Source organism: Salinisphaera hydrothermalis C41B8, assembly GCF_000732535.1.
GTDB classification, from domain to species: domain Bacteria; phylum Pseudomonadota; class Gammaproteobacteria; order Nevskiales; family Salinisphaeraceae; genus Salinisphaera; species Salinisphaera hydrothermalis.
On record NZ_APNK01000002.1, the window covers coordinates 298,791 to 311,293 of the forward strand.

General features: G+C 64.5%; 13 protein-coding genes. 8 read left to right on the top strand and 5 right to left on the bottom strand.

Annotated features, from left to right (window positions below; translation table 11 throughout):
• The first annotated feature begins 94 nt into the window (after positions 1-94).
• The 8 genes from C41B8_RS02920 to lon all read left to right on the top strand — a co-directional run bounded on the left by C41B8_RS02920 (position 95) and on the right by lon (position 7,204).
• Positions 95-499: a DUF4168 domain-containing protein gene (locus C41B8_RS02920; RefSeq protein ID WP_037333644.1), complete on the top strand. Its 405-nt coding sequence runs from the start codon at positions 95-97 to the stop codon at positions 497-499.
• Positions 500-693: 194 nt separating this feature from the next.
• Positions 694-1,308 carry a flavin reductase family protein gene (locus tag C41B8_RS02925; protein WP_037333647.1) on the top strand — a complete coding sequence of 205 codons (615 nt, stop codon included), beginning with the start codon at positions 694-696 and terminating at the stop codon, positions 1,306-1,308.
• A 180-nt stretch (positions 1,309-1,488) separates the two neighbouring features.
• Positions 1,489-1,932: an MliC family protein gene (locus C41B8_RS19310; RefSeq protein WP_156962386.1), complete on the top strand. Its 444-nt coding sequence runs from the start codon at positions 1,489-1,491 to the stop codon at positions 1,930-1,932.
• A 120-nt stretch (positions 1,933-2,052) separates the two neighbouring features.
• Complete coding sequence (locus C41B8_RS02935; RefSeq protein ID WP_037333650.1) at positions 2,053-3,144, top strand: M42 family metallopeptidase; 1,092 nt, start codon at positions 2,053-2,055, stop codon at positions 3,142-3,144.
• Positions 3,145-3,231: 87 nt separating this feature from the next.
• Entirely contained in the window at positions 3,232-3,591 is a 360-nt protein-coding gene (locus C41B8_RS02940; protein ID WP_037333653.1) for a CidA/LrgA family protein, read from the top strand.
• Between the two features lie 3 nt (positions 3,592-3,594).
• Complete coding sequence (locus C41B8_RS02945; RefSeq protein ID WP_037333656.1) at positions 3,595-4,314, top strand: LrgB family protein; 720 nt, start codon at positions 3,595-3,597, stop codon at positions 4,312-4,314.
• 72 nt (positions 4,315-4,386) lie between these two features.
• A complete protein-coding gene (locus C41B8_RS02950; RefSeq protein WP_037333939.1) occupies positions 4,387-4,791 on the top strand; it encodes an Hsp20/alpha crystallin family protein in 405 nt (134 codons plus the stop codon).
• Positions 4,792-4,795: 4 nt separating this feature from the next.
• A complete protein-coding gene (gene lon, locus C41B8_RS02955; protein ID WP_084188412.1) occupies positions 4,796-7,204 on the top strand; it encodes an endopeptidase La in 2,409 nt (802 codons plus the stop codon).
• A 21-nt stretch (positions 7,205-7,225) separates the two neighbouring features.
• On the opposite strand, the gene C41B8_RS02960 is transcribed toward lon, so the two are convergent.
• The 5 genes from C41B8_RS02960 to C41B8_RS02980 form a co-directional block, all read right to left on the bottom strand.
• On the bottom strand, positions 7,226-7,933 hold the full coding sequence (locus C41B8_RS02960; protein WP_198025018.1) for a polysaccharide deacetylase family protein: 708 nt from the start codon (positions 7,931-7,933) through the stop codon (positions 7,226-7,228).
• 32 nt (positions 7,934-7,965) lie between these two features.
• Positions 7,966-9,033: a glycosyltransferase family 2 protein gene (locus tag C41B8_RS02965; RefSeq protein ID WP_051882874.1), complete on the bottom strand. Its 1,068-nt coding sequence runs from the start codon at positions 9,031-9,033 to the stop codon at positions 7,966-7,968.
• A gap of 113 nt (positions 9,034-9,146) precedes the next feature.
• Positions 9,147-10,673 (bottom strand): DHA2 family efflux MFS transporter permease subunit, encoded by a 1,527-nt coding sequence (locus C41B8_RS02970; protein WP_037333662.1) that lies wholly within the window; start codon positions 10,671-10,673, stop codon positions 9,147-9,149.
• 97 nt (positions 10,674-10,770) lie between these two features.
• Positions 10,771-11,346 carry a gamma-glutamylcyclotransferase gene (locus tag C41B8_RS02975; RefSeq protein ID WP_037333664.1) on the bottom strand — a complete coding sequence of 192 codons (576 nt, stop codon included), beginning with the start codon at positions 11,344-11,346 and terminating at the stop codon, positions 10,771-10,773.
• A gap of 10 nt (positions 11,347-11,356) precedes the next feature.
• On the bottom strand, positions 11,357-12,280 hold the full coding sequence (locus tag C41B8_RS02980) for a recombination-associated protein RdgC (RefSeq protein WP_037333666.1): 924 nt from the start codon (positions 12,278-12,280) through the stop codon (positions 11,357-11,359).
• Between the last annotated feature and the right edge of the window lie 223 nt (positions 12,281-12,503).

The window sequence follows — 12,503 nt, forward strand, 5'->3', positions numbered from 1 at the left end:
GAATTCGGGAACCGCTGGCGATATCCGTGCGTTGGTGGGTGTGCGGTACCGCAATCGCGGGCCGCTCACTCACGCAACTGTAAGGACAAGAGCAATGAACAAACCGCTCTTCGCCACCACCGCAACCGTCATCGCGCTCAGCCTGGCCGCCGTCACCACGCCGGTATTCGCCCAAGGCTCGAACACGTCCGGCAGCTCCGGCATGCAATCGAGCTATGCGCAGTCGAACTCTGGCAATACCCAGGTCTCGCAGGCCCAGGTCCAGAAATTCGCCGCGGCACAAAAGGACATGCAGTCGCTGGTGCGCAATTCGCAACAGAAGATCAAAAGCGCGAGCAATCAGAAGCAGGCGAAACAATATCGTCAGCAGATGAACCAGAAGATCGTCAAGACGATCAAGAACGATGGCCTGTCGGTCCAGCAGTACAACAAGATCGCCCAGGCCAGTCGCGGCAATCAGAAGCTTCAGCACCGCATTCAAAAAGCAATGCAGGACTGATTCGCCCGGGCAGCCGCCCGTCTGGCAACTCCAGTGCTGCGTAGCCGGAGCAGCGGCATGAAACCGCTGCGCTTTCGGGCCGGGTCGACGCCAAGTCGGCCCGGCCCGATTTTATCGCCCGAAGCCGGCAGCGGGCTGCGAGCCGGTCGGGATATCGGCTAATCTGGTGGGTATAAATCACGTCCACATCTTGCATGGCCTTCCATTTCTATGAACCTGCCAAGGGGCACGGGCTGCCCCACGATCCGTTCAAGGCAATTATCGCGCCGCGGCCGATCGGCTGGGTGTCCAGCCTCGACGATCAGGGGCATCGTAATCTCGCCCCCTATAGTTTCTTCAACGCCATCAACGCCGCCCCGCCGATGCTCGCGTTCTCCAGCTACGGCTATAAGGACAGCGTGCGCAACGTGGAAGCCACGGGCGAATTCGTCTGGAATCTGGCCAGCCGCGAACTTGCCGAGGCGATGAATCGCAGTTCCGCCAGCGTCGATCCCAAGGTCGACGAATTCGAGCTGGCCGGGCTGACGCCGGTACCCGGCAAGGTCGTCGCCGCGCCGCGCGTCGCCGAAGCCGCCGTGGCCATGGAATGCCGACTCTGCCAGGTCGTGCACCTGCATAGCGCCGATGGCGAGCCGACCAATGCCTGGTTGACCATCGGCGAAGTGGTCGGCGTACATATCGACGAGCGCCTGCTGGTCGATGGTATTTTCGACACCGTCGCCGCCGCGCCGATCATGCGCGCGGGCGGCCCGGCCGATTATTTCGGCATCGGCCACGACGATCTGTTCAAGATGGAACGCCCGGGCTGAGGGTGGCGAGCGGATCGGCGACGCGGCCGCGTGCCGCTCGCCCCATCGGTGTCCCGCCGGCATCGCGCCATGCGTCCGGACGTCGAGGCGACCCGCCGCGCGGCACGCGGGCCAAATCCCTCGCCAGCGTTGCCGGCGCTGTGCGAAGCTGAAACTATTTCATATTGCAGGAATCTCTCCATGCTTCGATCTTCCATTGTCCCCGCGTTGACCGTGGCTGCCGCGCTAACCGCACTGGCCGGCTGCGCACCCGACACGCTGCCACCGCCCGAAGGCTCGGCCGCCTCGGCCACGCCCACAACCGGCGGGCCGGTCGACGGCCGTCCGGGCCCGGATTTCCAGTCCGGCACCAACGGATCGAGTGACAACGGCCTGATCCACTACGTCTGTAACGACGGCAGCCGTATCAACGCCCGTTATCCCGACACCGACCATGCCGTGGTGCACTATCAGGGCAAGAAACTGGCGATGCATATCGCCATGTCAGCCGACGGCGCCCGCTATGTCGGCGCCCACTACGAATGGTGGACCCGCGGCAGCGGTCGCAACGCCGAGGCCACCCTGTATACCCACGCCGACGACGGCTCGAGTGGCCATCAAATCACGAGCTGCCGCGAACAGTAGAGCGTCCTCGTGACGACTCGCCCGACCCGTCTCCCGGCCGCTTGAACGACCCCTCGGGCGGCCGGACAATGCTCCACATTCAATTCAGGCGCGTCCCTCTGCGCACGACCGGAACTCTCCATGGCCGATAACGAATCCATTCTCAACGCTGACTCGATGGCGTTTCTCGAGCGCTATCTGAACAATGCCTCGCCGACCGGCTACGAGTCGGCGGGCCAGAAACTCTGGATGGAGTACCTGGCGCCGTATGTCGACGACTTCATTACCGATGCCTATGGCACCGCGGTGGGCGTGATCAATCCGGACGCGGACTACAAGGTCGTAATCGAAGGCCACGCCGACGAGATCGGCTGGTATGTGAACCACATCACCGACAAGGGCCTGATCTACGTGCTGCGCAACGGCGGCTCCGATCACCAGATCGCCACCTCCAAACGCGTGAATATCCATACCGCCAACGGCCCGGTCGAGGGCGTGTTTGGCTGGCCGGCGATCCATACCCGCAATCCGGGCAACGAAAAAGCGCCGACCAAAGACAACATCTTTGTCGACGTCGGCGCGGCATCGAAGGAAGAAGTCGAACAAATGGGGATCCATCCAGGCTGCGTGCTGACGTATCCGGATGAATTCAGCGTGCTCAACGGCAACAAATTTGTCTGTCGCGCGATCGACAACCGTATCGGCGGCTTCATGATCGCCGAAGTCGCGCGGCTACTGCTCGAGTCCGGCAACAAGCCGAACTTCGGGCTGTATATCGTCAACGCCGTGCAGGAAGAAGTCGGGCTCAAGGGCGCGACAATGATCGCCGAGCGCATCAAGCCGGACGTCGCCATCGTCACCGACGTCACGCACGATACGTCGACGCCGATGATCGAGCAGACCACCCACGGTTCGACCAAGATCGGCGACGGCCCGGTGATCGCCTATGCACCGGCGGTACAGAACAAGCTACGCGAACATCTGATCGCCACCGCCGAGCGCGAGAACATTCCGTTCCAGCGCCAGGCGCGGGCACCGGCCACCGGCACCGATACCGATGCGTTCGCCTATAGCAACCAGGGCGTACCCTCGGCGCTGATCGCGCTAGCACTGCGTTATATGCATACCACGGTCGAGATGGTTCATCGCGACGACGTCGAGGACGTGATCCGTCTGATGTACGAAGGCGTACGCGGCATCGAGTCCGGCACCACCTTCAGCTACTTCGAATAATCCGCACGCCGACCAGCTTCAGGCCGGTTGGCCTCGACCCGGCCCGGGTTGCGCAACCCGGGCCGCCATCCACTCTCATCGAACGCCATGATTGGATCGATCGCCGCCTTGCTGGTGCTGCAACTGATCGGCACCATTGTGATCCGTCTCACCGGCATTCCGCTGCCGGGGCCCGTAGTCGGCATGCTGTTGCTGTTCGTCTATCTGCTCTGGCGGGGCGCCACGCCGAAACCCTTCGAGCGCACGGCCCAGGGCCTGCTGCAGAATCTGGCCCTGCTGTTCGTGCCCGCCGGCGTGGGCATCATCGCGCACCTGCACGCCGTGGCCGATCAATGGATCGCGCTATCAGTCACGATCGTGGCCAGCGCCACGATCACCCTGGTGGTGACCGCGGCCACACTGCATTGGTTGCTCAAGTGGCGGCGGCCCGACGGCGAGTGGGAATAGACCATGTCGATCACACGGATCTGGGTTTATCTCGCCGAGCAGCCACTGCTATGGCTGGCGCTCACGGTGGGTGTGTTCTGGCTGGCCAAGCAGTTTTATTTCGCGGTACGACAGTTTCCCCTGCTCAACCCCGTACTGGTTTCGGTGGCCGCCATCGTGGCCCTGCTGGCAGCGACCGGCACCCCGTACGACGAGTACTTCCAGGGCGCTCAGTTCGTGAATTTCCTGCTGGGCCCGGCGACCGTGGCGCTTGCCGTACCCCTGGCATCGCAAATCGATACGCTCAAGCGAGCCCTGCTGCCGTTGTCGATCGCACTCGCGGTCGGCTCGCTCACCGGCATTCTCTCGACGCTGGCGATCGGCTGGGCGCTGGGCATCGACGGCCAGATGCTGCTGTCGCTGTTACCACGCTCGATCACCACGCCGATCGCCATGGGCGTGTCCGACCAGATCGGCGGCAGTCCGCAGCTCACCGCCGTGTTCGTGATCCTCACCGGCATTCTGGGCGCGGCATTCGGTTTGCCGCTGCTCGGCGCCCTGCGTCTGCGGGACCCGATCGCCGGCGGGTTTGCGCTCGGCGTGGCCTCGCACGGTATCGGCACCGCCCGCGCGTTCGAATATAACCAACAGGCCGGCGCCTTCTCGGGCCTGGCGATGGGACTCAACGGCACGCTGACGGCCATTCTGGTCCCGCTGATCGTTTGGTTGTTCGGCTTGTACTAAACAGCGTTGGCGAAGGTTGTCTCGCCACGCACGCGTCCCTATGTTGAAAGCAATCATCAATCGAGCGATCTGATGTCCGAAGACGATTTCGAGAGCTGGATGTGGGCCGAAGCGATGCGCCGCCAGGAACGCGCGGATCGTATTCAGCGGCAATTCTTCCGTCGCGTCGAGGCGCGACAGCGCAAGCAGTGGGAGCCGCCGGTCGACGTGTTCGAAACCAGCGAGGCGATCTACGTGATCGTTGCCCTGCCCGGTGTGTCCGATCGCAGCCTGACCGATCTCGAAGTCGCCGGCGATACCCTCTACGTGGCCGGAAATCGCGGCGTGCCGACGCCCACCGGCGATGCCCTACTGCATCGTCTTGAGATTCCACACGGGCACTTCGAGCGCCGAGTCGTGCTGCCCTGGCCTCGACTCGTCATCACGGGCCACGAGCTGGCTGACGGATGTCTCTACCTGACGCTCGCCAAACGCTGAAATCATGAGCGAACACGACAATAACGACAGCCCCGAGACCGTGGAAGGGCCGAGCACGACGCTGGTCTACAACCGGACCGAATCGCCGCGCCCGGACACGCTGGCCATTCTGCCGATGAGCGAGACCGTGCTCTTTCCGGAGCTGGTCATGCCGATCGTGCTCGATCGCAAACCGGCCATCAATGCGGCCCAGCGTGCGATGCGCGCGGATCAACCGGTCGGCCTGCTGCTGGGCGACCCGGACGGCAACGCCAACGACCTGCCCGGCAGCCTGCACAAGATCGGCACCGCCGCCAACATCCTGCGGTATGTCACCGGCAATGACGGCCAGCATCATCTGGTGTGTCAGGGTATTTCGCGCTTTCGCGTACGCGAGTTCATCGAGGACGACAACGGCGGCCTGGCCGCCAAGGTCACCTGGATCGACGAGCCGGAAGCCGAGGGCGACAAGCAGGTCGATGCGCGCATGACCAACCTGCGCAATCGGGCGCTGGAAGCCATCCAGCTGATGGACCGCCCGTCGCAGGAGCTGGCCAACGCCATCCAGTCGATCGAGTCCGCGTCGCTGCTGGCCGATGCCACGGCCGGTTATCTGGGCCTCAAGCCCAAGGAAAAACAGCGTATTCTGGAAACGATCGACATCGAATCGCGGCTCGAGCTGGTGCAGTCCTTCATGGACTACCGGCTGGAAGTCATGCGCTTGTCGAACGACATCAACCAGCAGACGCAGCAGCGCATGTCCGAGCATCAGCGCAAGGCCATGCTGCGCGAACAGATGCGCTCGATCCAGCGCGAGCTCGGTGAGGACGAATCCGTCGCCGAGGAAGCCGAACGCCTGCGCGAAGCGCTGGACAAGGCGCATTTGCCCGAGGAAGCAGCCGAGCAGACCGAGCGCGAGCTCAAGCGCCTCGAGCGGATGAACGAATCCTCCGCCGAATACTCCATGGTGCGGACCTATCTCGAACTGATGGCCGAGCTGCCGTGGGACAAACTGTCGAAGGACGCGATCGATATCGCCGAGTCGCGCGAGATCCTCGATGAGGACCACTACGGCCTGGACAAGATCAAACGCCGCATCCTCGAGCATCTGGCGGTGCACAAGCTCAATCCGGACGGCAAGGCGCCGATCCTGTGCTTCGTTGGTCCCCCCGGCGTGGGCAAGACCTCGCTCGGGCGCTCGATCGCACGGGCGATGAATCGCGAGTTCGTGCGGGCCGCGCTCGGCGGCGTACACGACGAATCGGAGATCCGCGGCCATCGCCGGACTTATGTCGGCGCCATGCCCGGCTCGATCATCAGCCAGATCCGCAAGGCCGGCACGCGCAATCCGGTGTTCATGCTCGACGAGGTCGACAAGCTCGGCGCGTCGGCCCACGGTGATCCCGCCTCGGCCCTGCTGGAAGTGCTCGATCCGTCGCAGAACGACTCGTTCAACGATCATTACCTCGGCACGCCGTTCGACTTGTCGAAGGTCATGTTCATCGCCACCGCGAACGTGCTCGACACCATTCCCGGGCCGCTGCGCGATCGCATGGAAGTGATCGAAGTGCCGGGCTATACGCGCGAGGAAAAGAAACAGATCGCCAAGCGCTATCTGATCGATCGCCAGCTCAAGCAGGCCGGGCTGACGCGAGAACAGTGCGATATTTCCGACGACGCCCTCGACGCGCTCATTTCCGGCTATACCCGCGAAGCCGGGCTGCGCAACCTCGAGCGCGAGATCGGCGCCATCGCCCGGCATGCCGCGGTCCAGGTCGCCGAGGGCAAGCCGGGCCCGGGCACGATCGGCCCGGACGACCTGCACGACATCATCGGCCCGCGCCGGGTCGACGACGAAGTCGCCCTGCGCACCGGCGTGGCCGGAGTCGCGACGGGCCTGGCCTGGACGCCGGCCGGCGGCGACATCCTGTTCGTCGAAGCCTCCCGCGCACCGGGCAACGGCAAGCTCACCATCACCGGCCAGCTCGGCGATGTGATGCGCGAATCGGCCCAGGCAGCGTTGTCATTGGTCAAGGCCCGTGCGGACGCGCTGGGCATCGACCAGGAACGACTCGACAAATCCGATCTGCATATCCACGTGCCGGCGGGCGCGATCAAGAAGGACGGCCCGAGTGCCGGTGTGGCGCTGTACACCGCCCTTGTGTCGCTGCTGACCGATCGTAATGTGCGCGCCGATGTGGCCATGACCGGCGAGATCAGCCTGCGCGGTCAGGTGCTGCCGATCGGCGGCGTGAAGGAAAAAACGCTGGCCGCTCATCAGGCCGGCATCAAGACCGTCATGCTGCCCGAGCGCAACCGCAAGGATGAGGACGATATTCCGGAGAACGTTCGCGAAGCGCTCGATATCCGCTATATCTCCGACGTCGAGCAGGCGATCGAGATCGCGCTGGAAGACGAGCCAGTCGCGGCCTGATTGCAACCCGTCCGGCGGCGCTCAGCGCCGCCGGTTATGGCGCCAACGCGTCTTGTAGGCATAACGCAGCCGCCCGTCCTTGTACGAAATACCCTCGCGTGGGATTTCGTACGCATTCGCGGCACGCTCGGCGCGGTCGCGGATGCAGGTCAGCGCACTGGCAAAGCCGGCGGCCGCTACGCGGTCGCGAACATCCGCGTCGTAATCGCCATACGGATAAGCAAAATGCTTCACGGGACGCCCGAGTGCGTCCTGCAGCCGGTTGCGGGCATCGGCGATCTCGGCGTCGCGTTTGGCTGGCGGCAATCGGCTCAACCGCGGATGGGTCGCCGAATGGGCGCCGATATCGAGCCCGTCATCGGCGAGCGCGCGCAGCGTCGCGGCGTCCATCAAACGATCATCGCCAGCGCTGGGTGACGTCAGCCAGTCCGCACGGGCGCCGAGCCGATCGGCGACCGCGAACATCGTGGCGGGAAATCCGTGCGCGCGAAGCACCGGCCAGGCATATTCGCGAAAATCCTCGAAGCCGTCGTCGAAGGTCAGCACCACCGACGGTGCCCCCAGCGGCGCCTGACCCGTGATCGCGGCCAGCGCGCGGTCGAGCGAGACCACGGTCAGCGGCGACCGCGCCAGATACGCCATCTGACGCGCGAATGCGTCCGCATGACAATACAAGCCGAGCTGGCGCGCTGGGCGCGCGAACCGCCCGACGTGGTGGTAAAGCAGCACGCGAAGTGGCTCGCCGCGCCTCGAACCCCGCCTCATTGCGAACCTGTCGAGTGGCGGCGATAGCCGAGCGGGCCTCGCGGTTCCCCACGTTTCAGCACGCGCCGTTGCAGTGCGCTGGCGACAAACCGCATGGGCGCACCGCGTGACCAGCGTGCCACGGCACGAGGCGAGCGGCTCCGCAGGGCACTGAACCCGATCTGGCACCAGCCCCACCCAAGTACGGCACGAAAAGCCGCGTCCGGATAGCAGCGTTCGCGCGCGTTGGCCGCGGCCAGACGCATCAGCCAGTCCTCGGCCCAGGCGAGCGTATCCCGCGAGAGCTCATCACCGCGCTTGCCCGGGCGCCAGAGCAGTCGATGCCCTTCCAGATCTTCATCGCAATAGCGCAGACCGAGGCGATCGAGTTGCCGCGCGAATATACGACGCTGGCATGCGATCACGCCATCGTGCTCACTACGCGTGGTACTGCGGGTATGGCGACGACAGCGCACCAGCGCACGCGGCTGGCTCGCCAGCCGGTGATGGGTCGCGATACGCGTCCAGAGCTCGTAGTCCGAGCTGAGACGAAAAGACTCGTCGTAACGGTACTCGGCGAGAATCGCCGCGCGTGCCGTCACCGACGGCTGTTGCAGGCTGCTTTTGTAGATCAGCTGAGCGCTCGCATCACGCCAGTCGGTGGGCCGACGGGTGACGCCGGGTCGTGCGCGACCCTCGGCATCCATCCAACGCGCCCAGGAGCCCACGGCCGCATGGTCGGGATGGGCGTCGAGAAACGCGACCTGGCATGACAACCGCGACGGATAGGCCCGATCGTCGCCATCCAGCGAGGCAATGAACTCGCCCCGCGCCGCGTCGATGCCGCGGTTACGCGCCCCGGCAATACCGCGCTGCGTGTCGTTACGCAGATAGCGCACCCGCGGGTCGCGATAGCGCGCCACGTGATCGGCGGTATCGTCCGTCGACGCGTCGTCGACCACGAGTAGCTCGAAATCGGCATAGTCCTGCGCCAGAACGCTCTGAATGGCGTCATCGAGATAACGCGCGCTGTTATAGGTCGGAATTACCACGCTCACACGCGGCGCGGATCGCACCGTGGTCATTGTTGCCCTCCGCTATCAGGACAAATCACCGGCGAAAACCTGCGCAATGCATCGATCTTAATGTCGATTCAATAAAAAATTAATATTCCATTGCCCAACATATAAGTGCCGGTTCATTCGGCCGGCCGCGCGAACCAGATCAGCGCCGTCAGACCGATGAACAGCCACCCGGCAAGCCAATAGGCATCGTTCAATCCTAAAAGTGCCGACTGGTGGCTGATGGTGGCCGAAAGCTCGGCCATCGCCTGTTCGTGCGACAGGCCAGCCTGTCGAGCCTGAGCCCACCAGCGCTCGACATTGGGCCCATGGGCGGCGAGCTGACTGGTGAGATGGTGATCGTGCAGATCGAGCCGGCGATCCCATACCGTCTGCGACAACGACGTGCCGAACGACATCGCTAACAGCCGCATGAAATTGAACAGCCCGGATGCGGCGGCCACCCGGTCCGGGGGCAACCCGGCAGTCGACAGGGTCAACAACGGGATCAGAAAACAGGCCGAGCCGACGCCCCAGGGCAAGCGCGTCAGAAACAAGCGCTCGAACGTGATCTGCGGGTTGGCATCGGCTTTGGCGAACGACAGCACCGCGAACAACAGGAAACCGAAGGTCACCAGCAGCCGCGGATCGAAGCGATCGGTCAGCCGCCCGGCGATCGGCGAAAAGAGCACCGCCCCGATGCCGAGCGACGCCGTGGTGATGCCGGCCCAGGTCGCGGTATAGCCGAAGTCGTTCTGCAGCCAGAGCGGCAACACCACGATACCGCCGAAATACGCCATATAGCCGAAGGTGATCGCGATGGTGGCGACCAGAAAATTGCGCCGCGCGAACAACGCAAGATCGACGACCGGATGCTCGTCCGTCAGCTCCCAGACCAGCAGGAACGCGAAGGCGACCAGGGCCACAAGCCCGCAGCCGACGATAAACGGCGAGGAGAACCAGGCATCGTCGTTGCCCTGATCGAACAGGGTCTGGAGCGCCACGACACCGGTGGCGAGCAGCGCCAGACCGACCAGATCAATCGGCGTGCGATCGTGGCCCCGGGCCGGCATCCGATCGCGCAGCAACAGCCAGGTTACAAGCGCAGCAACCACACCGATGGGCACGTTGAGATTGAAGATCCAGGGCCAGTGGTAGTTATCGGTGATCCAGCCACCCAGAATCGGCCCGAGCACCGGCCCCACGACGATCATCATGGCCCAGATGCCGTTGGCGAAGCCGTGCCGATGGCGCGGGAAATTGGCCAACAGCAACGATTGCGACAGCGGCATCACCGGGCCGGCCGCCATGCCTTGCAAGGCGCGCGCGGCGACCAGGACGGGAAAGCTCCAGGCCAGGCCGCAGAGCAACGAAAACGCCGTGAACGCGAGCGTCGACCACACGAACAAGCGCAATTCGCCCACGCGGCGCGCCATCCATCCGGTAATCGGCAGCAGAATGGCCCGGGCCGCCGCAAACGACGTGATGATCCATGTACCGTGCTGCGACGACACGCCCAGATCGCCCGAAATATTGGGCACCGAAACGTTCGCGATGGACACGTCGAGCGCGTTCATGAAGACCGCCAGCGACAGCGCGATCGTCAGCGCGACGAGCTGGCCCGGCGGGAGCGATTCGGATGCAGCAGACGAGGCGCGGCTCATCGGGCGGTCGAAGCTTCCGGCGGCAGAATAAACCGCTGCATCTTACACTAATCGAGTCCCATGCTCGCCTTGGCGCGACACGGACCGGCCGAGGAAATCAGGATTCGGTGTCGATCAACTCGCGCACGCGATCCGCCACGGCAAACACATGGTCGTCGTGGGCATCATGCGCGCGCAGCGCATCGGCCAGGCCGAGCGCGTAGTCTCGATTGGGCCCGCTCGGCCCGGTCGAGGCCGCGATCTGGCGGGCGATGGCGTCGATCGAGGCCTCGCCCAGCCAGGCGGCGTTGTCGGGTGTCGCGATATACACTAGCCCTTTTTCGACGTTGCCGTCGGCAAACGTCATCGGCTGGGCAAACCGCAGGTAACCGTTCTTCTCGCGATGATCGAGATACTCGAAATGCGCCGGCGTGATGCGATAGGCCATGCCGAAGCAGGTCTCGCCCGGCGCTTCGACCAGCGTTACCACGCGGCCCGGGGCGTCCGGCGTGCCGCGGTGATCATGCGAGCCCTGCCAGAACCGGCGCACCCAGCTCTCGATGGTCGCCGGCCGGCGTTCGTCGTACTCGAACCCGGCCTTGTAGATCAGCGAGCCATAGCCGAACAGCCACAGCTCATCGTGATCGGCAAACGTGCCCGCGCGGCGGTTCGCTTCGATGGTGTCGTACGACATCGCGTGCGCGTTACGCCGCAGCCTCGGCGGCCTGGCCCGCCACGCCGAAATGCGTGTACAGCCGGTCCAGAATGCCGCGCAGTGCTTCGCCCTGCAGGGCCATGCGGGCGGTCAGCTCGGCCACGGCGTCGTCGGCATCGAGCGAATCCAGATCGTCCTGGATCAGGTCCAGCGCCCGAATACGCTTGAGATCGAGCTGGTCATCCAGATCGAACTCGATGGCATCGTCGACCGCTACGTTGAGCTTGGTGGCCTGCATGCCGCCGGCCAGATGGGCCCGGATCTCTTCGGCCTGCAGATCCATGGCGTTGACGCGCACGCTGGATTTCACCTCATCCGTGGACTCCAGCAGGCAGCGATCACCGCATTCGAAGCCATTGGGCAACGCGTTTTCGTCGCTGACCCAGCGCGAGAGTTCCTCGGCCGGGTTCATGCGCGGCTCGGGGCGCGTCACCGGCAGCGTGCCCAGCGCTTCGCGCAGCGCGGTCACCACCGTCTCGGCGCGGGTTTCGGAGCTGGCGTCCACCCACACGCGGCTGGCGCGCAGATCGATGACACAAGTCGTGCGCTTGGAGCGGGTGAAGGCACGCGGCAACAGCTCGAAATGCGCCTGATCGCGGATATCTGCTTTCTCGCGCCGGCCGACGCTGCGGCCCTCATTGGCCTGAATACGCTCGATGCGCTCTTCGACCTCTTCGGTCAACACCGGACCGGGCAAAACGCGGCTGATTTCCTGGTAGACGCAAATCGCCAGGCCATCGACAACATGCGTCATCGCGTGTTCGCCCTTGATCGGCGGCACGAAACCGCCCACGGATACAGTCTGCTCACCGCACTCGGGGCACAGCGCCTCGCCCAGCGCGTTCTCGAGTTCGGCCGCGCTCCACGGGAAAGTGTCGGTACCCAGAAAAACGCACAGATTACGTAGCCACATAGGATGTTGCCCTCGGGAAAATCATGACGACGCGGCGCGCCGTGTGCGCGCGTGCGCCCGAAATCGAGGCGCACAATACGCGGGCATGGCGCCGGCCTCAAGCGCCGCTTGTCGGGTCGCCCGAGCATGCAGCCTTGGCTCGAATCCCGGATCCCGGGCCCCCGCTCGCGCCCGCGACGAGCGCGCGGGCGGTACGCTCGGCATTAATAAAAAAAGCCGGCTG

Excerpts from the sequence above, each read along its gene's own strand:
- lon (WP_084188412.1), top strand. The coding sequence starts at position 4,796 with ATGAGCGAACACGACAATAACGACAGCCCCGAGACCGTGGAAGGGCCG.
- C41B8_RS02970 (WP_037333662.1), bottom strand. The coding sequence starts at position 10,673 with ATGAGCCGCGCCTCGTCTGCTGCATCCGAATCGCTCCCGCCGGGCCAG.
- C41B8_RS02940 (WP_037333653.1), top strand. The coding sequence starts at position 3,232 with ATGATTGGATCGATCGCCGCCTTGCTGGTGCTGCAACTGATCGGCACC.
- C41B8_RS02935 (WP_037333650.1), top strand. The coding sequence starts at position 2,053 with ATGGCCGATAACGAATCCATTCTCAACGCTGACTCGATGGCGTTTCTC.
- C41B8_RS02975 (WP_037333664.1), bottom strand. The coding sequence starts at position 11,346 with ATGTCGTACGACACCATCGAAGCGAACCGCCGCGCGGGCACGTTTGCC.
- C41B8_RS02945 (WP_037333656.1), top strand. The coding sequence starts at position 3,595 with ATGTCGATCACACGGATCTGGGTTTATCTCGCCGAGCAGCCACTGCTA.
- C41B8_RS19310 (WP_156962386.1), top strand. The coding sequence starts at position 1,489 with ATGCTTCGATCTTCCATTGTCCCCGCGTTGACCGTGGCTGCCGCGCTA.
- C41B8_RS02965 (WP_051882874.1), bottom strand. The coding sequence starts at position 9,033 with ATGACCACGGTGCGATCCGCGCCGCGTGTGAGCGTGGTAATTCCGACC.
- C41B8_RS02950 (WP_037333939.1), top strand. The coding sequence starts at position 4,387 with ATGTCCGAAGACGATTTCGAGAGCTGGATGTGGGCCGAAGCGATGCGC.
- C41B8_RS02980 (WP_037333666.1), bottom strand. The coding sequence starts at position 12,280 with ATGTGGCTACGTAATCTGTGCGTTTTTCTGGGTACCGACACTTTCCCG.
- C41B8_RS02920 (WP_037333644.1), top strand. The coding sequence starts at position 95 with ATGAACAAACCGCTCTTCGCCACCACCGCAACCGTCATCGCGCTCAGC.
- C41B8_RS02925 (WP_037333647.1), top strand. The coding sequence starts at position 694 with ATGGCCTTCCATTTCTATGAACCTGCCAAGGGGCACGGGCTGCCCCAC.